At 27.3% G+C, this 21758-nt stretch carries 22 protein-coding genes; 20 read left to right on the plus strand and 2 right to left on the minus strand.

Annotated features, from left to right (window positions below; all coding sequences use genetic code 11):
• Together KQI30_RS10955 and KQI30_RS10960 are read right to left on the minus strand one after the other, a co-directional pair.
• The coding region (locus tag KQI30_RS10955; protein ID WP_216463360.1) for a helix-turn-helix domain-containing protein at positions 1 to 581 on the minus strand (581 nt) is incomplete at its 3' end.
• An 88-nt stretch (positions 582 to 669) separates the two neighbouring features.
• Positions 670 to 1134 carry a transcription elongation factor GreA gene (locus KQI30_RS10960; RefSeq protein WP_216463361.1) on the minus strand — a complete coding sequence of 155 codons (465 nt, stop codon included), beginning with the start codon at positions 1132 to 1134 and terminating at the stop codon, positions 670 to 672.
• A gap of 232 nt (positions 1135 to 1366) precedes the next feature.
• Between KQI30_RS10960 and KQI30_RS10965 the strand changes: the two genes are divergently transcribed.
• The 20 genes from KQI30_RS10965 to KQI30_RS11060 all read left to right on the plus strand — a co-directional run bounded on the left by KQI30_RS10965 (position 1367) and on the right by KQI30_RS11060 (position 21756).
• Positions 1367 to 1831 (plus strand): zinc-ribbon domain-containing protein, encoded by a 465-nt coding sequence (locus KQI30_RS10965; RefSeq protein ID WP_216463362.1) that lies wholly within the window; start codon positions 1367 to 1369, stop codon positions 1829 to 1831.
• A gap of 66 nt (positions 1832 to 1897) precedes the next feature.
• Positions 1898 to 2890, plus strand: a complete 993-nt coding sequence (locus KQI30_RS10970; RefSeq protein WP_216463365.1) for an FHA domain-containing protein — start codon at positions 1898 to 1900, stop codon at positions 2888 to 2890.
• Between the two features lie 28 nt (positions 2891 to 2918).
• Positions 2919 to 5096: a transcriptional regulator gene (locus tag KQI30_RS10975; RefSeq protein WP_216463366.1), complete on the plus strand. Its 2178-nt coding sequence runs from the start codon at positions 2919 to 2921 to the stop codon at positions 5094 to 5096.
• 52 nt (positions 5097 to 5148) lie between these two features.
• Complete coding sequence (locus tag KQI30_RS10980; protein ID WP_216463367.1) at positions 5149 to 5574, plus strand: membrane-associated protease 1; 426 nt, start codon at positions 5149 to 5151, stop codon at positions 5572 to 5574.
• A 24-nt stretch (positions 5575 to 5598) separates the two neighbouring features.
• A complete protein-coding gene (locus KQI30_RS10985) occupies positions 5599 to 6024 on the plus strand; it encodes a membrane-associated protease 1 (protein ID WP_216463368.1) in 426 nt (141 codons plus the stop codon).
• A gap of 95 nt (positions 6025 to 6119) precedes the next feature.
• Positions 6120 to 6521: a J domain-containing protein gene (locus tag KQI30_RS10990; RefSeq protein WP_216463369.1), complete on the plus strand. Its 402-nt coding sequence runs from the start codon at positions 6120 to 6122 to the stop codon at positions 6519 to 6521.
• A 19-nt stretch (positions 6522 to 6540) separates the two neighbouring features.
• Positions 6541 to 7101 carry an FHA domain-containing protein gene (locus tag KQI30_RS10995; RefSeq protein ID WP_216463370.1) on the plus strand — a complete coding sequence of 187 codons (561 nt, stop codon included), beginning with the start codon at positions 6541 to 6543 and terminating at the stop codon, positions 7099 to 7101.
• A 15-nt stretch (positions 7102 to 7116) separates the two neighbouring features.
• Complete coding sequence (locus tag KQI30_RS11000) at positions 7117 to 7638, plus strand: FHA domain-containing protein (protein ID WP_216463371.1); 522 nt, start codon at positions 7117 to 7119, stop codon at positions 7636 to 7638.
• A gap of 10 nt (positions 7639 to 7648) precedes the next feature.
• Entirely contained in the window at positions 7649 to 8485 is an 837-nt protein-coding gene (locus KQI30_RS11005) for a PP2C family protein-serine/threonine phosphatase (RefSeq protein WP_253287476.1), read from the plus strand.
• Between the two features lie 14 nt (positions 8486 to 8499).
• Complete coding sequence (locus KQI30_RS11010; protein ID WP_216463372.1) at positions 8500 to 10233, plus strand: PP2C family protein-serine/threonine phosphatase; 1734 nt, start codon at positions 8500 to 8502, stop codon at positions 10231 to 10233.
• A gap of 20 nt (positions 10234 to 10253) precedes the next feature.
• A complete protein-coding gene (locus tag KQI30_RS11015; RefSeq protein WP_216463373.1) occupies positions 10254 to 11531 on the plus strand; it encodes a normocyte-binding protein in 1278 nt (425 codons plus the stop codon).
• The gene (locus KQI30_RS11020; protein WP_216463374.1) at positions 11528 to 12223 is read left to right on the plus strand and encodes a hypothetical protein; all 696 of its coding nucleotides are present in this window, start codon (positions 11528 to 11530) and stop codon (positions 12221 to 12223) included. Before KQI30_RS11015 ends, KQI30_RS11020 begins: the two co-directional genes overlap by 4 nt.
• Positions 12224 to 12237: 14 nt before the next feature.
• The gene (locus KQI30_RS11025) at positions 12238 to 14886 is read left to right on the plus strand and encodes a molecular chaperone (protein WP_216463375.1); all 2649 of its coding nucleotides are present in this window, start codon (positions 12238 to 12240) and stop codon (positions 14884 to 14886) included.
• A gap of 14 nt (positions 14887 to 14900) precedes the next feature.
• The gene (locus KQI30_RS11030) at positions 14901 to 15680 is read left to right on the plus strand and encodes a hypothetical protein (protein ID WP_216463376.1); all 780 of its coding nucleotides are present in this window, start codon (positions 14901 to 14903) and stop codon (positions 15678 to 15680) included.
• Between the two features lie 17 nt (positions 15681 to 15697).
• Positions 15698 to 17248, plus strand: a complete 1551-nt coding sequence (locus KQI30_RS11035) for a phage baseplate assembly protein V (RefSeq protein WP_216463377.1) — start codon at positions 15698 to 15700, stop codon at positions 17246 to 17248.
• 13 nt (positions 17249 to 17261) lie between these two features.
• Positions 17262 to 17879, plus strand: coding sequence for a hypothetical protein (locus tag KQI30_RS11040; protein ID WP_216463378.1), 618 nt, complete (start codon positions 17262 to 17264; stop codon positions 17877 to 17879).
• Positions 17880 to 17894: 15 nt separating this feature from the next.
• Positions 17895 to 19328, plus strand: coding sequence for a contractile injection system protein, VgrG/Pvc8 family (locus tag KQI30_RS11045; protein ID WP_216463379.1), 1434 nt, complete (start codon positions 17895 to 17897; stop codon positions 19326 to 19328).
• 13 nt (positions 19329 to 19341) lie between these two features.
• Positions 19342 to 20424, plus strand: a complete 1083-nt coding sequence (locus KQI30_RS11050) for a pentapeptide repeat-containing protein (RefSeq protein ID WP_216463380.1) — start codon at positions 19342 to 19344, stop codon at positions 20422 to 20424.
• 2 nt (positions 20425 to 20426) lie between these two features.
• Entirely contained in the window at positions 20427 to 20948 is a 522-nt protein-coding gene (locus KQI30_RS11055) for a hypothetical protein (protein WP_216463381.1), read from the plus strand.
• A gap of 1 nt (position 20949) precedes the next feature.
• Positions 20950 to 21756: a DUF4280 domain-containing protein gene (locus tag KQI30_RS11060; protein WP_253287477.1), complete on the plus strand. Its 807-nt coding sequence runs from the start codon at positions 20950 to 20952 to the stop codon at positions 21754 to 21756.
• The last annotated feature ends 2 nt before the right edge of the window (positions 21757 to 21758 follow it).

Here is a 21758-nt window from a genome sequence, read left to right on the forward strand (position 1 = left end):
TCATCATCAGATTTATGATGTCCACGCTTATCTATTAAACCATCTTCTCCATCAATCTTATATTTACGTACCCATGTATAAACTTGAGTGTAAGATACACTAAACTTTTCTGCTGTATTCTTGTAATCATTTCCGTGTTCAATGCAGTATTTTACGATTTCTTTACGTTCTTCAATAGTTGTTTTTCTTTTTGATTCAGCCATATAGACCTCCTGTTTTGGATCATAATTTTTTAACTCTATACCGCTATTATACTTCTTAATCCATCGACGTAAAATACTAGTACTATAAATTTTATATTTTATACAAACATCTTGTTGAGATATGGTTCCTGTAAGATATTCTTTAACAGCACTAAGTTTTAAAGCAGCCGAATATGATTTATTATGTGGTTTATCCATAAAAATTGATTCACCAAATGATTGATATAGCTTAGCCCAGTTACGTATTACACCACCACGATTACCATTATACTTAATTCCAAGATCTAAGCATATTTGACGACAACTTCTAACTCCTGAAATGTAATCTTTTGCTGCTTTGATTTTATCTTCAAAAGAATATTTATATTGTTTGCCCATAAAAAATACCTCCAAAGTAGATTTTGGTTATTTACCATGTCTACTTTAGAGGTATCATATCAGTGTGCAACAGCTCATTTTAATATATTTAAAATATTTCGATGATTTCTACAAAATAATTACCACTTGGCGCTTCAACTTCAACAACATCTCCAACAGTTTTACCAAGTAAAGCTTTCCCTAAATCAGACTCTATACTTATACGCATATTTTCAGGGTCTAAATCCATAGTAGTTACTAAAGTAACGATTTCTTCATCGTTTGTATCAACAAATTTAATTTTAGCTTGACTATTAAGATTTAAAACAGAATTATCTATATCAGTTTCATCAATAATAGTAGCTGTTGATATCATTGTCATTAAATATTGTATCCTGTTATCATTAGCTCTATAATTTGCACAAGCTTCTTTATACTCTGCATTTTCAGAACGATCACCATGAGCTGCCGCAATAAGTTTTTCCTTAGCTATTTCAGCTCTTTTAACAGTCATTCTATAGTCTAATTCTTCTTGTAATTTTTCTATATTTTTCTTAGTAAGTTTATTATTCATAAAAAATCATACCTCCCGTTAATCCATGTAAATATTATATAATAGATCCTTATATATATAAATATCTATATAGTTTTACAATGTTACACATATGTGAATCGTGGTTATAATAGGAGAATATACTATAAAGTGGCAAAATTTATATTGAATTAGTAATAAAACAATTATATAATAAAAATAATTAGAAGAAAATTCAAGCTAATATAAAAAATGTATTTTACGAGGTGCAAAGGTGTATTGTAGTAATTGTAAAGAAGAGAATGAAGATACTTCTCTGTTTTGTGCATATTGTGGGCACAAGCTACAGATTAATGGATATGATGCAGAATATAATGAGGCTATAGAGCAATTAAGGTTTCAAGGATATGATATTTTAGAAGGTACCATACCAAATGATAATCAAAATAAAAGAATTAACATGAATGAAGATGTAGTTTATATTAAAAAGTTGGAAAATAATACGACGGAGAAGAAAAGTCAGGTTATTAGTAATGATATGGATAAATTGAAGAGAAAAAGTACAAGAAGTGATCTTATGGAAGGTACTAAAGGAAATAATAGAGAAAGAAAAATGGGGGAAGTTATTGTTGAGAATTCACATAAAGAAAATAGTATAGTTCCAATTATTATTTGTATCATAGTTTTAGTTATATTGATTTGTGGTGGAGTTTTTGGAATTATATACTGTCTATTTTAGAGTCTACTAGATGATAATTAGTACATAAGAGCCAGGCGATAAAATCTGTGAGTAGGAGGAAAAAAGGTGAAATGTATAAGTTGTGGTTTTGAAAATGACAATCATGCAAGATTTTGTATGATGTGTGGATCGAAATTGGGAAAAAAAGTACTTAATAATGATAAAGAGATAAGTAAAAAGTTAGCTTATGTTGTAAGAGAAGATGAAATAATAGATGACGAAGTGTTAGAAGATACGGTGGAGACTAATATAGATGAAATAATTTATTACACATATGGAAAAGTAATGGACAAGGAATGTTTTAAGTATGATATTCAAGGATTCACAACTATAAAAGAGTATATTTCTAAAGAGATTAGTAAAGAAAAATTTATAAAAATGTTATTAAATCTAGTAAATACAATAAGAAAATTACAGTTTAGAGGAGTTAAATTAAAAAATATTATTTTAAAACCAGCACAAATATTTATCAATAAAAATAATTTGAAAGTTAAGATGATATGTATCCCGATAAGTAATAGAAATACAGATAGAACTCTTAAGGAATTATTGAAAGAGATAATACTTACTGCAGAATTTGATTATAACGAAAATTGTAAATATGTAAGAGACATATTACGATTTGTAGAAGAAAATGATTGTAATGACTTAGTTGTTTTACAAGGTGGTATAGAAAAATACTTAGATGATAGTGATAAAGAGCAAAAAAATATTCCTAAGAAAATAGAAAAAATTGAACAACCATTAGAAAAAAGTGAGAAACAACAACCATATTTAATAAGATTATCAACTGATGAAAAGATAAATATAGATAAACCTATATTTAGAATAGGTAAAGATAGGCATAATGCAGATTATAAGATAACAAATAATACTGCAGTTAGTAGAAAGCATGCTGAAATTATAAAGAAAAATAATGAATATTTTATTTTAGATGTTGGATCTACCAATCATACATTCATCAATGGAGATAGAATTGAAGAAAAGAAAGAAATACCATTAGAAGATGGAAATATTATAAAGTTAGGAAATGAAGAATTTAAAATATTCTTTAATTAATAAATTTTATATAAAGGGTGGGGATATAGTGGAAATTATTCAACAAACCAATAGGACAATATTATTTGAAGAGATAAATCCAGAAAAGTTGGATTTAATCACATTAATAGGTGATGTAAAAGGTTTAAATAGCTTAAATGATGAGAAGATTAAAGAAATAAATGACCATTTATTAGTAAAAAGCTTTGATGAATTCTTAAAAAAGTTTTCGCCAGTAGTGTATTCATTTTTTAATGCCAATTCACAAAAGGTAATGTATACACTTGAAAAACCTGAGAATATACCTCAAGAATTAATAACTACAATTCCAATAAATGAATCAAATGATTTTTTAAAAATGTTATTTACTTTAATTGATACAAAAAGTGCACAAGGGATTGAAAATGTAGATTTTAAATTTGAAAATTTATTAGATATGATATCACCTAAAAAAGTTATGGACGACATTAAGCAATCAAGAAAGGAAATTCAATATACATACAATAAATATGAAGAATTAGATGATGATGATCCTAAAAAGCTTGATTTAGGTGATAAATTAAATCATATGTTTGATGATGCCAGTGAAAATTATAATAATATAATGGCAATGCTACCATTGGCTATTGAAGATATAAAGACAAGATTATTATTAGGCAGTGAAGAAGGTAGCAATTCTAAAGAGAATTTTTCAATAGGTCTTTTAAGCATGGGGGAAAATGGTGAATTAAAAGTAATAGATGCACCAAAAAATGAAGAAAGTAATGCTTTAGTTGTAGTAGATGATGAAGCTAATAAAGGACTTATTGAGGCATTTGAAGAAGACTATGAAGCTATAAATACAGAAAACACTAAATCTGATTATGTTAAAAGTTTAGTAGTTAGAACATTTTGTCCATTGACATCAACAATAGAAAGCAAAGTGGATACAGAAGTTGAAGTAGAAAATTATAATACATATTTAAGTTTTTATAAGACAGCAAAGGACGATTTTATAAAGACTGTAAAACCTTTAATTGAGAAAATTTTAGGTGTAAAAATGTATTTTCAACAATATGCTACAAAAAATAAAGGAATGCAGCCATCTTTATTAATTTGTAATACAAAGTTAAGTAGATTAGTTAATTCTAAAAATATTCCAATATTAAATACATATTTAAGTACTGTTAACGATAAAAATGATTTTAAAAATACAATTTGGAATGGAATAGTGCCATCTATTCAATTTGAATCTTCATCTAAAAGTACAGTTAGACGTGAAAGATTTAAGTCTAATAAAAAAGTTGAAAAAACTGATGCTAATACAATGGAAGAATTATCAATGTTGCTAGAGGTAGCACAAAGATACCGTTTACAAATATTCTTTAGTTTTGAGCCAAGAGAAGAAACTACATTTAATTATGTAGCAACAACAGGTGTTGATAAGTTTATTGAAAAATGTGAAGTTTTGATGAGAAAATCTTATAGTGAATTTGCAATACCTTGCATTCCTAATTTTACAGTTATTCCTAGGGAGAAGTCTGGAGTTGTGTTAGATAATAAGATGATAATGAATGATGATGGTGTAGTTCAGTTATCAAGAGAAAAAGAAGATATTATGAAGTTATGGATTGAAGGAGTTTATATAGGAGCATCTTATATAGCTGCCGGAATTGTTTCAGCTTATCAATGTCCAGAATACCTTAGAGAACGATTCAAAAACGTTCATAGAGAATATCCAGGAGTAAGGTTTGATATTGAATCAGGGGAAAATTCATTAAGAGTAACTACAACATTAGCAAAGGAAATATCAGGATTCACTAATGAAATAAAAAGTGCAATAAATAGAAGAAACTTTGGATTTGTTTTTTCTTCTGAAAATGCACAAATAGATGGAAATGAAATAAAACAAATAGCTGTTTATAAAGCTAGAAATCTACTAAATAATAATGGTGATTTTGAGCCTATTTATAAGACACTTGTAAGTACATATATTGAAAGATTGCTAAGATTTTATTCAAACGATTTCAAGGCAGATAATATTGTTAAATTCTTTAGTAGTAACCCTAATAGTATAAAAAGTAAGTGGATAGCTAATAAGGAATTTGTTAATGCTGTTATTCAAGACGGTGATGATATTAATTATGAGATAGATAATGAAAGTGGTATTTGTAATATTAATATAGCGTTTAATGGGAATATTAAAAATCTTGAGGTGGAAATCACAAGAACTGAAGTGGCTAATTAATATAATTTAACATAAATATATTAATTAATAAATTAATAAGGAGGAGATTTACATGGGATTTAAATTAAACGTTACTGGAGCAGAGAATATAAGTTTAGGTGTTGAAAACATAATGACTGTAGAATTTATGACAGATACACCAAACGATTCTAATGCTAGATCTACAGACTTAGGAACAACAATTGCTGTAACAGGAAAAATATTGGCAGAAGTAGGTGGTGCTGCCGCTGATGATACTTTAAAGTTAGCTAAGTGGTCATTAGTACCAGCTGAAAAATCTGATTGCTATAGAAATGTAAAGATTGAGGTTATTTCAGCTAGTAAGGTGGTAAGGGAAATAGAATTTCCAAATGCTTTCGTTGTTGACTATGTAGAAGAATATGATGATGATGAAGGAATTGGTGAATTCAAGATTCTGCTAAAACAAAAGAAAGACAAGATGGCTTTAGTTAAATTTGAAGGTGGATTTGATTCTTAATAAATGAGGAAAGGGTGAAAGTCAATGGGTTTTAAAGTTAAAATTGAAGGTGCAGAAAGTATAGAGTTGGGATTAGAAGATGTAATTAGTGTAAAATATGAGACTAATACACCTAAAGATACTAATGCAAGATCAAAAGATATTGGAGCAACATTATATATAAAAGGAAAAATATTAGCTGAATTAGAAGGAGATATTCATGACGGACCTAAGAAGATTGGTAAATGGTCATTGGTACCGGCAGAAAAATCCGATGCATATAGAAATATTGAGGTAGAAGTTCATGCAGCTGGACAAGTAGTAAGGAAGATTACATTCCCTAATGCTTTTGTTATTGACTACATAGAACATTATGGCGATACAGAAGGAATAGGAACTTTTGACCTTATAGTAAGACAAAAGAAAGACAAAATAAGTCTTACTAAGATAGAAGGCGGATATGGAATTTAATCAATAGATTGTTAATTAAGAATTTGGAGTAAAATCCAAGTTCTTAATTTTAAATATATTTAAGATACATAGTTATTTATAAGAGGTTAGTTTTAATGAAAGATTATTATAAAGTATTAGGTGTAAAAAGGGATGCTACAAAAGATGAAATTAATAAAGCTTTTAGAGTTCTTGCGAAAAAATATCATCCTGACTTAAATAAAGATAATGATAATGCAGTAGTTATGTTTCAAGAGGTTAGTGAAGCTTATGAAGTATTAAAAGATGAGAATAAAAGAAGAGAATATGACAATAAATTGGAGATGCAAGAAAAAAGAAAAGACAATATTCAAGGTAAAAGAAAAGAAAATGTAGGTAATAGAAAAAGTGGCATTAACAATATAGAGGACATGTTTGAAAGTTTTTTTGGGTTTAATGGTACTAATAAGAAAAAGGATGTAAAAAATAATCCCATAGATACGTCGGAAATGTTTAAGAATTATTTTGGAAGAAAATAAAGTAATGAGGTGATTTGCCTTGGAAGAAAATAATAATAAGGTTAATTTAAAAGTTGGAGTAAGAATAATAGATATGGTTATTGGTGCAACTATAGCTTTAGCATCTTTTGCTGTTTTTTCATTTATTGAGAATAAATATATAATGTGGGTATTGATAATATGGATAATAGCTGTAAGCTCTGTGGGATACATATTGTACATATTAAGCAATGAAAGAAGAAAAATAAAAATTACTGAAAGAGGAATTAGTAAGGTAGTTTTACTTAATGAAGAAAATATAAGTATTAAAGAATGGAGTCTTGTTGATAAGGTATCTGTTCTTATAGGAAAAACTACTTTTGAAGAAGTAGTAGATATAGATTTAAATGACTCAATCTATTCACCTTTAATTGATAATAATCATGCAGTACTAAATTATGCAGAAGGTAGTTGGTTCATAGAGGACTTATCATATGATAAAGGTGTTGCAATAGAAAAGGCCGAAGATAATGAAAAATATAATATAGTGAAAGGTTCACCTTGCACCGTAAAAAAAGGAGATATTGTCTATATTTCTAAGGTAAAACTGCAATTTATGTAAAGAGGAGTGATTACTATGGCATTAATAAGATGTCCAAATGGGCATATGTTTAGTGAAAGAAGATATGGAACAATATGTCCATATTGTAATGTAGATACATCAGTAAGTAAAAATACAAATAATGAATTTAATCAAGGACAGCAGTTATTTGAAAAGCAAGAAGTTGAAAAAGATTTATTATATAAAGAAGTTGAACCAGTATGTGGTTGGATTGTATGTATTGAAGGCACTATAGTTGGAAAAGATTACAAAATAAAGACTGGTAAGAATTTCATAGGAAGAGCTGATGACATGGATGTACAAATAATAGGTGATAATTTTATAGCAAATAGAAATCATGCAATTATTGTTTATGATCCTAAAAAGAAAAATAATGTTCTCTTGCCTGGGGATTCTCAAGGAATAGCTTATTTAAATGGTGAGCCAGTATATATGCCAACAGAGTTAGCAGCATATGACGTTATTGAATTAGGGAAGTCTAAGTTTTTATTTGTACCATTCTGTGGAGAACATTTTGAATGGGAGGAAAACGAATAGGAGTATTTATATGATATCAGATTACATAGATATAAGAATTATGATAATTATAGCATCGATGATCCTTATTGGTGTGTTAGTAGCAGTCAGGATAGTTTTAGTAAAAATAATATTAAGGAAAGATGTTCTAACAGCCTTAAGATTAATTATTGGAAAAGAAGAAATACAAGAAGATGCAGTAACAGTTGTAGAAACAGAAAAGGGAATTCTAGGAGTATTAGCTGATGGTTTAGGTAAAAAAGAAGTAGGACGGATATCAAGTGAATGTGCAGTTAAAGTAATCAAAGATCTTTTTATTGCTGAAGGTAGTAAAGATATGCAAAATTACTTTTTTAATAAGGCATATAATAAAGCAAATCATGAAATAATTAGCCGTGTTGATAGTGAAAAAGGTGGTACCAGTGTATTAACAGCAATAATTGTAGATGGTTATTTACATTATGCATTAGTGGGGGATGCCATGCTTTCTATTTTTAGAAGAAATGAGCTTTATAAGATAAGTAGAGGCCATTCAATAGATGTCTTAGCTGAAAATCAATATTTAGCAGGTAAAATAGAAAAAAATAAGGCAGTTTCAGTTCTAAAGGATAAAAAATTATTATATTACTTAGGACAAGCTTCTTATGGTGAAATAGAGATAAATGAAGAACCAATAAAACTATATAAAGATGATATTGTGGTGTTGAGTAGTAAAGGGGTTTACAACGGAATTAGGTGGATAGAACTAGAAAACATACTAAGGGGGAAAAAATCTATTGATGAAATATGTGAAGATATTATAAGTAAGGTTGATAAGAAAAATAATGGAAGTATATTGTTAATGAAATACACGTTAAATAATAGATAAGTTGGGTGAATATTATGAGAAAATTAAACTCAAAAGTGAGGACTAGTTTTATTTCAGAAGAAGGAACATACTTGCAAAATAAGGATTATTTTGCTTTTGTTGAACTAGATAAATTAGCATGTTATGTTGTGGCAGATGGTATTGATGATGATAATACACAGGAAAGTGCAGAGATAGTAGTAACTAGTATAATTAAAGATTTTACTGAAAAGCCAACAATGAAGCCATCATTAATAAGAAAATATATTAATAATGCTAATAGGGAGTTAATACATAATAGTAATAATGTTAGATTAAAGGCATCAGTTATGATAGTTGTTTCTGATTATAGCAAAATAAGATATGCAATGGTCGGTAATGCGAGATTTTACTATTTTAAAGATGGGCATATAAGAATAAAAAGTAAAGATCAATCATTGACAGAACAAATGGCTGAGAAAGGTTTAGTATCTTTAGATAGAGTGTCAAAACATATTGAGAGAAATAATTTAACATCATTTTTAGGGGAAGATAAGATTGATAAACCAATAGTATCTCCAAAAATAAAATTAGATGATGGAGATGTTTTTGCTTTATTAACTAGAGGAATATGGGAGAATTGTGGAGAGGTAGAATTAGAAGATGCTCTAGAAGGAGTAGCTTCGCCTGCAGAGGTTGTAGATAATGTAGAAGAAATAATATTATCTAAACAACCAGAAGTAATAGAAAATTATACAGTTGCATTTACTTTTTTTGATAAAGTTTTTGTAAATCCCAATAAGGGAAAACGCATTAAGAAGATACTTATGGTAGTGATTCCAATTATAGTATTGATTATAACATTATCAACAGTCATGATGATGAAAGTGAAAAATAAAAAAGAAGCACTTGAAGATATGAAATACAGTATTAGTAGTGGTGATCAATATTTAGAAGATAATAATGCTGTAAGAGCAAATGAAGAATATAATGAAGCAAAAAAAATAGCTGAGAAGTATAAAGTTAAAGATGAATTAGATGAGATAGATAAAAAAATAAAATATACAGAGAATATAACCACAGGAGATAAGTTATTGAAAGATGGTAAGTATGATGAGGCAATAGGACAATATTTAATTGCTTTGGATAAAAGCGCAAAATATGATAATAGATGCAAAAGTTATATTGAAAAGAAAATTAGTTTCGCACAAGATTGTATAAGAATAAATGAACTTATGGATCTTGGGGATAAAGAACTTGAAAATAAAAATTATAGTTCTGCAGATGCAAATTATAAAGCTGCTAAAGAGTTAGCAACACAATGTAATTTATCTACAGAGCGAAATGCTGCACAAGACAAGTTAAAAGAGGTAGCAGACTTATTAAGTGCAGAAAATGATGAGAAAAAGGCAGAGGAAAAAGCTAAGAAGGAAAAAGGTGAACAAGCATATATCAAAGGAACTGAGTATATGAAAAATGGTGATGATGCTTATGTATCAGGAAACTATGTAGGAGCAATAAAGCAATATAAATTGGCGAAGGAACAATTTGAAGTTGCTGAAAGTAAATCTTTGGTTGAGGAAATTGATAGTAAGTTAGATGATATAGATCAATTAATACATGCAAAAGAGAATGAAGCTGTTAATTATGTAAGAGATGCTAGAAACTTAGTTTCTGAGAATAAAAAAGATGAAGCAAAGGTTAAATATAGACAAGCTCAAGAGATTTATAAAAATTTAGAAATGATTGATGTTTTTAATGAAATAGAAGATGAGATAAATAGAATTTAAATAGATAGGTGATAAAGTATATGGATATTTCTGTGAATAAAAAAATAGAAAAAATAAGTGAATTACAGGATAGAGTATTACTGAAAAAATTAATACAAAGCGTATTTTTATCATTAGAGCAGTATACTAAAGAGAAGTATAATCGCATTGAAGAAAGAGTTTTTGATGAGATATCTGTGGAAATGGAAAAGTACAATATATTTTCTACAATATGTAATAAAGAGGAACTTGATGAAACTAGTGAAAGCTTTTATCCAATGATAGAAGATGATGTTTTAGAAATTAAATATGATGTAGAGAGTATAAGAAAAGCTCTTAGTAATAAAGAAGAAATATTTCTTTTTAAAATTTTTATGAAGAAGGATTACTTAGAAATAAAAGAGTTTATAAAAAATACAAAGGTAATTAAAGGGATAATTGAAACTAATTATAGAAGTTATCAAGGCTATTTTAGAGTAGTTGAAAATGAAGAATACGTAAAGAAAATAGAAGAATTATATAGTAGTTTTATAAATAACAATATACCTTGGAAAAGTAAAAACGTACCTTATATTAGAAAAATGCTAAATGTAATGTTAGTAAGTTGTGATGGAGAAATAGGAGAAAGAGAAAGTATAGAAAGAATAGAAGTGGATTTTGGAGAATATTCAAGTTTTATAGAATATAATATGGTTCCTTTATGGAATGTAAAGGAAGTGCAGCTTAAGACTAATGGATTTTCTCTGCCTTGTATAGATAAAGTAAACTACAAACATATAGTATCTCTAGAAAAAGAAGGAGTAGATAACGGATACCTTGTAAAATTAACAAAAGATGATAATGCAACTGTTTTATTTGAAAAAGATATTATTGATATAATATCACCCACTAGTGAAAAAAACGTATGGAGTGTATACAAATTTTGTAAAGTTAACGAGGAAGAATTAAAAGAATATAGCTATAAAATATTTGGCAATGATGTAAATATGAATTTTGCAGGTAAGTTAATTTATAATAGTGGCTACAGTATAAAAACTAGAGGGGATTTACATAGATTAATATCATCATTTGATGCAGCGAAGAATTTTCAGTTAGTAGATATAAAGATAGAAGAATATACAAGCAAAGAAAAAGAAACTTATAATGTCAATGAATTTGTTATAGATGAAATAAGGGAAGAAGATATAAGAAAAGTATTAGTTTTGTACTTTAGATGTGAAAATAAAGATAATTATTTAAATAGAGATATATTAAGCTTCTTAATATCAGAGGTACAAATGATATATCCAGAGTATTACTGTGAGGGTAAGATAATATGAATTATATTTGGAATGTGTTATTAGAAGCAAGAAAAAAAGGAGTAAACGAAAATAATATTTCCTTTGTACCAGCAGTAGTCAGTAGTCCATATATGGAGATAGCCTCTGAGGATATTAATTATATTAATATAGATAATAATTCTGTTGTAGAGGTAAATCCATGGTTTAGATTTTATGATATTTTCAAGGAATTTTTTCCTAGTGATAATGATGAAGATATTGAAGTTAGAGAAGCAATATTTGATATTATAATGCATTTTTTAGGTGATATTGATTTGGTGTCAGGGGTTACAAAAACTTACTTTATAAAACAATTATTACTTAAAGATATAGAAGATAATATTTTTGGAGAGAATATAAAAGAGAATATAAGTGTATTTGATAATGATGAACTAGATATAGTATTAGAAGGCATGGTTAATTTATATAGATGCAATACATCATTGTTATTGTTTAATAAAATTATAAAGAATATCTTTAAAAACTCAATAGTTTATATAAATAAATGTAAACATAAAAACATTTATATTTATTTAAATGAGGAAAAAAGTGAAAAACTTGAGAAGAAAATAGCAATTATAATTGATATTTTTTTACCAATTAATTTTATAAACCATATCTATTGGGACAAACATTTTGGAATAATAGGGGTTAATGAAACTATGGTACTTAACAATATAGTGATGGTTTAATAGGGGGAAGAATTATGAGTGGATATTCATATAAATTACATAAAGATAATAGAAAAGGAAATAGAGTAGTAAAAAGGGACAGGTATAAAGAAAAAGATTTAAGACTTATGACAACTTATCAATTAAGGGATATTTGTGCAAAAGAGAAGTTAGTAAAAAGTATAGTTAATCCCTTAGATAAGGAAGGGTTGATAAGGCTGATTATGAAATATAGGGGAGAAAATGATACTTTACTTATAAGGGAATATAAAGAGGGCGGAATAGAAAGAATAGAAAGATTTTTAAAAAAAAGTTCATTAAATATTATTGAGAGAATTGATATAGAGTATCCAGCTAAAATTACTTTATATGACAATATTGATTTAGAAATATTAGATCAGTATAGGATAAAAAGTAATGATATTTTGGAAGAAGAAAATGTGATATTAATAGACGGAAATAATAAAGTGTGTACAATTTTCAATATTAGAAAACTAGAGATAGATAATGAAGAAAAATATTTTCTAGTAAAGGATGCTAGTATTCCATGTATGGAATCTGACATAAGAAACTATAAATTATTGCTTTTTTCAGGTAAATATTCAGAGTTATTATACAATATTTATAATGGAGAAGAGATGTTATCAGGAGTACCACTTACGGCTTATTCTTTAGAAGTATTGCAATTTGAGGTTAAAGAATTAGAAGAGACTAATATTCCTTTAGCGATTGATTTTGGTACAAGTAATACAACAGCAGGAATTTATATTAATAGAGAAAATTTTAGGGGACTTAATAATAATTTTGCTGAAGATGGTACATATATTGGCAGTGAAGAAAAAGATAGTGAGAAAGTAAAATTTGTAAATATAATAGATTTTAGTAGAGAAAATCCAGTGATTACTCCATTAATACCAACTGTTGTAGCTGTGAAAAAGATTGATAACGATAAAATAGAGTATATATTTGGATATGATGCTATGATGATGTGGAATAAAAGATATACAGATGATGGACTAACTATTTTTTATGATATAAAAAGATGGGTTAGTGATTATGATAAAAGTGAGAAAGTAATTGATATTTATGAAAAAACTGTTTTGATAAAAAGAAAAGATATAATAAAAGCTTATTTAGAATATGTGATAGCTTTAGCTAATCAAAGATTCAAGTGTAAATTTAATCATATATGTATTTCATCGCCTTCTAAACAAAAATATAAATTTCATCAGTTATTTAAAGAAATACTTAGTGATTATATCGTTGACAATGAAGATATATTAGAAGAAAGTGCAGCAGTTTTATATAATACAATTTCAGATTTAATAGAGCAAAAGAAATATGTTGATGGAGCAGAATATAAGGCACTTATAATAGATTGCGGTGGTGGAACAACAGATTTAACGGGATGTAAGTTTAGTATTTCAAATAATAGAGTTTCTTATGAATTAAATATAGAAACATCATATGAAAATGGTGATACAGACTTTGGAGGAAATAATATTACTTTTAGAATACTGCAATTTATAAAAATACTTATGGTAGAAAAAATAATAAGAGGTACTAATAATATAAGGAAGGAAATATTAAGTGATTTTAATTTAGATGTTTTTAGGTTTATTGATAAAAATGGAGTAAAAGAATTATTTGAAAAAATAGATAATCAATACCAGTTGGCAGAAGAAATAATTCCTACAAAATATAAGCTTTATGAGACAAAAAGTAAAGAAGATTATTGCAAAGTAAAAAGTAATTATTATTGCTTATTTAACTTAGCAGAAGAAGTTAAAAAAACATTTTTTAGTAATCCTGAATTATTGTCAGTATTGTTAACAATAAATGATTGCGAAGATTATGAAGGTACTACAATTAAATATGATAAGTGGAAGATATCTACAAACCAAAATGGAGTGCTAAAAGTAATAGATCATATAGAAGATATATCAATTAACATATATGAGATTGAGTCTCTTATAAAAGGTGATATCTATAACTTAGTAAATAAGTTTTTAAATAAAATGTATTTAGATGATCAATTATATGATTATTCATTGATAAAACTAACAGGACAGTCTTGTATGGTAGATGTATTTAGGGATTCAATAAAAGAATTTATTCCAGGAAAACTTATAAAGTTAAAAAGATTCAATAGAGAAGAAAAAAATCAGTATGAGCTTAAGTTATCATGTCTTAAAGGAACATTAAAATATCTCTATGATAGAAATTTTGGCTATGCTGATATAAATATAGTAAGTAAAAATCCTACATTCCCATATATGATAACAGCATATACACATAACGGAGAACAAAAAGTTTTAATTAAGGGAAATGAAGTAACACAAGGAACAATATCAAGGTTTATGGATAAAATTATCTTAAAGCTTTATCTTATGGATAATAATAATTCTGTAAAGTTTGAATATAATTATAACTTTGATAATGAAGATTTGAAAATAACAGATGCGGAAACTATAGAGGAAGAATACCCTAATATTTTGCAATCAGAAACTGATAATATTGATAATAATGAAATAAAATTTTTCATATGGTCAAAGGAAGTGTATTGGGGGTTCTATGTTTTAGCAGTAGTACGTAGAAATGAACAATTATATATAGGTAATGAAAAGTTCTTTTATTTTGAAAATGATCAATGGGAAAGAAATTTCTTTGATGGTCTTAAATGATAGTGGGGTAAAAAATGTATAAGAATAATAAGCCAGTGTTTGAAAGTGGAAAAATTTTAAAAATAGAAATGTTAGAGAATTTACGAGATTTTAATAGAGATTATCTAGATATCAAATACAAGGATTATTGTGATGGAATAATCAAAGGTTGTGATATTGAGGTATACGATAATTACATTACTATAAATAATGGAATAATTAAATATAACAATACGTTATATCTATTAAAAGAGAAAGAGGAAATAGCTTATATAAATAACAATAGGTATATGATGCTAAAGGTGAGATTTTTAGATCATTCAAAGGAAGATGATTTTGAAGTTAATTATTCTGATATATTTCTTGATGAAGACATGGAATTAAAGAAAAATGAAATGGAAATCTGCAGGTTTAAGTTAAGAGAGGGAGCTAAGCTAAGAAATAATCATGTTGATTTTTATGACTACAATACAGAATTTGATACTATAAATATTCTTAATACTGTTTATGCAGACAATGAAATAGGTACATTACCACCAGTAATAACATATGAATTTGGAAAAGAATTGTTGAAGTTAAATGTTGATACAATGTGGGACATTAACTTTGCTATAGCTTGTGTTAATAGAAAAGAACCATTACCAAGAATTGTGATAATGTCATATATAAAAAATAAAATTAATATTGAAGATAAGTTTTATACTAATGAAGAAATATATAATTTTTTAGTTCAGATACTTAATAATATAAAAAATAATAAAGATGCTAGTGTTGTTAATAGAAAAGGTAGACAGAGAATGATATTAATAGATTGATAATAAAGGGGGGACGTATGTTGGCAAATGATATAACCTACGAAAATATCAAAGTATCAACATTTGATTTTACATATATAAAAGATGTAAAAATCGAAAATGAAGTAAATAATCACAATACACTGTTTATATCAGGAATTGTTGATGATGAGGTAAAGGATTTATATTTACACTATACTTTAGAAGAAACACCTATAGTTGTATATTATGAAAATGAAGATGAAGATAATGAGAAAGACAATATATTATTTAATGGTATAGTAACAGATATATCAATCAAATGTATAAATAATTTATATAAGATGTCTGTTAAAGGAAAAGACTATAGTTATTTATTAGATGTTGAGAAGAAAACAAGAAGCTTTCAAAATACTGCTATGACAAATCATCAATTAATAGATGAGATTATGAAATCATATCCTTATATTAATTATGAAATAAATATAGCAGAAGAGCCAATAGGAAGATTTTTATTGCAATATAAAGAAACAGATTTCGAATTTTTAAAAAGGGTAGTATCAATATATAAAGATGCAATTATTAATAATTCAGAAAGTGATAGTAGTGAAATTAAAATTGGATTGCCAAAGATGAAGTTATCAATTAGTGATTTAACACCATTTACAGGTGGAAGACAATACATTAGAGAAAACAGGGTAATAGATAGAAAACAGCTTTACAAATATTGTAATTATACAGTGTCAAAGGATATAGAAGAATACATAAAGGCAAAGGAATATGACAATGACATTATAGAAAATGATTTTATTACATATAGTATTTTAAGAAATGACATTAAATATATAGGAGATAGATATCGATTCGATGACAATATATATGTAAGAAATGAATTTCAGCTTGAAGGTAGAGAATATTTCATAAAAAAAGCATCAAGATATTTAAATAAAGGAACCTTAGAAAGTATATATGAAATAAGAAATAAAAAGGGGATTAGATTGAGCGGTATTTACAATAAAAATCTTATTGGAATATCGATATTTGGTACTATTGCAGAGGTAAGTAGAGATAAAGTAAGAGTAAATTTAGAAATAGATGAAGAAGGAGAAAGTTCAAATTTATACTGGTTTCCTTATGCATCGGTAGCATCATCACCAGATGGTGGAGGGTGGTATTGTATGCCAGAGATAGGTGAAAGAGTACGACTAAATGTACCTGGTAAAGATGAAACAAAGGCTTTTGTTATTAATTCAATTGATGAAGAGGATATTTCTAATGCAAAAGAAGATGATAGGATGGCAAATCCTCAGGATAAATCATTGCAAACTGATTCTGGACAAGAAGTTAAGTTTACAGAATCAGGGGTAGCCATAGAGTCAAATGGAGGAGAAGCATCAATGAATCTTAATAAAGATGGAACTGTTACAGTGGTAGGACAAAAGTCTATTGAAATAACTTGTGGTAACACTATTGAGATTAGATCAGAAAATAATATAAACATCCTTGCAGAAGAAGATATAAATATAAAGAGTGAAGCTGGTGGAGAAATAAAAATGCCAAAGGGAGAAAAAATATTATTTAATGGTAAAAAAATTCACAATAATGGATAAAGGGGTTAAGTAAATGAAGAATAGAACAGATGAGAGAATAGCAAGATTAAAACTTAAAAGAAGAATTGATAAAGAGAATAAAGATAAAAATGAAGAAATTGCAAAAGAAGAAAGTGTTGATTATGAAGAAAAGAAATTAGAAGAAGTAATTGAAGAAATAAAGAATGGAAAGGTAAATATTAAAGATTATAATATTAGATTTCAAAGAAAAGAGTATTTACAAGGGAAGGTAGCTATTGATATACCAATTGATTACTTAGTAGAGAAAGTTAATGATGATAATAATATAGTATTAATTAATGATAATCTTGGTATTAGCCTAATAATTAACTATTCTAATTATTCTGTTAAAAAGCAAAGTTTTCAACAGTTTAAAAAAGGAATGGAAACAGAATTTAAAAAGAATGAAATGTATCTAGAATGGTTAGAAGAAGGAAGTTATAAAAGCGGTAATAAAAAGTTATTTTATGGAACATATAAGACACCAACAGGAAAAGGAGATACATATAATTCAATATTTTACGTTGAAGAAAAAAGCGGTATTGTAGTGGGAAACTATAATTGTTTCTATAAAAATATTGATATATGGGCACCAATCATCAAAGGAACCATAAGTCTTATAAAATTTTAATAAAGTGGTGAGAGTATGAGGGGTATAGTTTATGAAAACTTAAGGATAAAGGGATATGACTTTATTTCAATACTTGATCTTAGTATAGAAAATGAAATTAATGAACATGGAAAACTAAAGCTAAAGGCAATGATATCTAAGTCCTTAGAAACTAATTATATTGAAGAAACAGAAAAAGAAATTGAAGTATATATAAAAAAAGATAATAGCGAAGAAGTAGATAAAGTCTTGTTTCACGGATATGTAACAAAGATGGATATAAAAGTAATGAGGGGAATAAAAATAATTGAGATAGAAGGAAAAACTATGTCTTATTTACTAGACAAAAATAAAAAGTCTAGATCCTTTCAAAATATAAAGTTAAGATATAATGACTTAATCTCAAAAATCTTAGAAGAGTACAAAAATATTAATTATATTATCAATATACCCAATGAAGAAGTTAATGAATTTATAATACAATATGAAGAAACAGATTGGCAGTTCTTAAAAAGAATATCATCAAAGTTTAATGAAGGAATAATTCCAGGAAGCACTTCAGATAAAATACAAATCTATATAGGCACACCTAATGTTTTAACTAAGGTAAATGAAGAAATACATAATTATAGAGTTATAAAGAATCTATCAGAATATCATTATATGAAAAATAATTTTCTAAAAGATGCAAAAGAAGTAGATTATACAACAATAGAAATAAAAAGTAATGAAATATTAAAAATCGGTGAACATATACCTTATAAAAATTTAGAGTTTTATGTTTATAAAAATTACTATGCTATCCGTGGTGGCATTATGGAAAATGTTTACTTGTTAAGAAATAAAAATGGACTTAGAACAGAGAAGGTTTATAATAAGAAGGTTTGTGGTAGTTCTATAAATGGAAAAATAATAAATACAAAAGGTGAGTTAGTACAAATTCATTTAGACATAGATAAGGTTCAAGATAAAGGAGAGGCTTACTGGTTTAAATTTTCTACTATGGCAGCGTCATCAGATGGTAGTGGATGGTATTGCATGCCGGAAGTAGGGGATAGTGTAAGAGTGTACTTTCCAACAAAAGATGAAGATGCTGCTTTTGCAGTAAGTGCAGTTAGTGAGTATTTATTTAATGGAGAAGATGGCAAAGAGGATCTTATGGGTAACCCTGATGATAAATATCTTAAGACAGCTAATGATAAATCAGTAAGACTAACTCCAGAAGGTATATTTTTATCATGTAATGGCGGTGTGGCAGATGTAAAGTTGAAGTCTGATGGAACAGTGTCAATATCAAGTGCCAACAATGTAAATATCACTTCTGAAAATGATATAAAAATAGAGGCAAGTAAAAAGATTAAGATAGCGGCTAAGGAAACCGTTTATATAGGAAGTGACAAAAATTCAGCAATAGAGTTAGATGGCGAAGGTAATATAAAAGAATTAGGTGTAACAGTAAATAACAATTAGGGGTAAGAAGATTATGAATAGAGAAGAAGCGTTATTAGAGTTTAGAGAAAAAGTGGCATATCCATTATGTAAGAAAACTAGAGAAGAATTTATGGAGAGTCTTGAAATTTATTATGACGGATTTAAAGATGAAATCATAAGAAAGATAAAAAAGATAATTGAAGTGGCAAATAAAAGAGATAATTACAATTTAGTAGTATTCCAAATTGAACTTTTAAGAACTGCTATATTAGATGAAAGTTATAGGTTTTATATACATGGTTACAATGAAATGTGGTACTTAGACGAAGATGACATAGTAGAAGAAATAGACCTTAAGTATTTATTTAAGCCATATATAAATCTTAAGGAAGCTTTGTTAAAAGAAAAAAAGATTTATCTTGGGAAAGTTAATAATTATGATGTGGAAAGTATTCTCTATGAAGCTGTTACTGAAGTATGGTTGAATTTAATCGAGATTGCAAGAGCATTGTTCTGGGATCTAGATGAAGAGCCATGGATAAAGGAAAATATAAAATCACAGTTTTACTTTGTAAAATGGGGAGAATATCAAGGTAAAAATGAAACGGTTTTTGCTATGGATTATAGAAAAAAAACAAATAAAGATATGGAGGCTATCCTTAAGATTGACAAGAGTAAAAATCCCTTTGTTTACTCATCGTGGATAAATAGTACCTTTGATAATTTGGATCTAAGTGAAAATAAAATGGTGTTTATTAATTTAAAAGGAAGTGTATTTGAAAAGATAAATTTTCAAGATAGTTATATAGTAAAAGGCCAATGTGACAATGCAGTTTTTAGAGATTGTAACTTTACTAATTGTAAGATGGTTTCTACTAGTTTTAAAAATGCTACTATAGAAAATTGTATATTTGATAATGGATTATTAAGAAATACTACTTTTAAAGATGCACAGCTATCTAATGTTTCTTTTAAAAATGCTAATTTATGTGATGCAAACTTATCAGGTATAAAACATAAAAATTTAGATTTCACAGAAGCAGAGGTAGAAGGAGCAGTATTTGATGTTATGGAAATACCATTTTTGCATTTATCAGCTGAGCAACTACAAACAATATATATCGAGGAGGAGTAATGATGAAAAAATATTTCCTTCTTAAGGAAGATTATAATGTAGAAAATAGAGTTAAGTTTAAAGACTTTACTACTTCTAAAAAAGCTACTTTTTTAAAAGAAGATGTTGAAATACTAAGAGACATGGCAGATATGTATATAGATAGTGATGAGAATACAATATTTCCAGCGTTAATAGAATCACCAGTATTAATGATATCTGAAGAACTTTATGATTTGTTTAATTTATATGAAGAGAATATTACATATAAAATCGTAGTTTTTAGTGATATTAAACGTGAAATACAAAAAGTTTATAGACTTATGGTACCAGAGGTTATTGATGGACTTAGTGAAAAAACTACTTATACAAAAAGTAATTGGTTAGAAAATATGGTGCTAGACAAAAATAAAGTAGGTGATAATAACATTTTTAGAATAAAAGCAGCATTAGACTATTATTTAGTAGTTTCATTAGATGTTGCTGAAGCAATATTAAAGAGAGATTTCCAAGGTATTATCTTTAAAGAAGTGGAGGTGGTATAACATGGATATGAAAGATATATTGGAGCATAATGATGGATTTATGGCAAAAGAGTTAACTGGTGTAAATAATAATATAGTAGTAGATTTTGTAGCAGATAAAATTGCCAATAGTAAGGTAGCAGGATATATAAAAGAAGATGTTAGCAATGCAGCAAAAGCTATAGAAAAAAAATATAATTATTTAACGGCTTCAGAAGAAGAACGAGCTAAGATAGATGCAGAAAAGAAGAAAAAAGAAGAAGAAGAAAAGGCAAAAAAAGAAAAGGAAAAGAAAGAGGCTGAGGAAGCAGAAAAGCAAGAAAAGAAACGTCTTAAGGAGTTAAAAAAGAGTTACATACTACATACTGCTTGTATACTTTGTAATAAAGCATATAGAGAAAGTTATTTAGTTGTGCCCAAAAGTCATGGTGAATATATACATGGGATGCCACAATTAAATGTAGGAGATAGTTTGCCTTTAATAAATGTTAGAAGTTTTGGAATTTGTAATAGTCCTATGAATCCAGCAGTTCAAGCAGCAGCAAAAAAGATTATAAAGGAAGTAGAGGAAGAAGAAGGGGATAGTTTTTCAGAAAAAATAATGAGTATATTTACAACGAAAAGTGATGAAAGTGATGAGCTAGCTACTGGAAAAGATAGCTTAATACAACAATGTGTAGGCCCATGTACACCAATAATAGCAACAAATTGGATTGATGGGAAAAAAGATGTATTAGTAGATGGAAAACCAGCTCTACTTGGAAGATGTAAATTGAAATGTTTGTATGGGGGAGAAATAACAATCTATACTAGTGGACAAAGAGAATAGAT

Origin of the sequence: Clostridium bornimense (assembly GCF_018917145.1) — a bacterium.
Classification (GTDB): Bacteria; Bacillota; Clostridia; order Clostridiales; family Clostridiaceae; genus Clostridium_AN; species Clostridium_AN bornimense_A.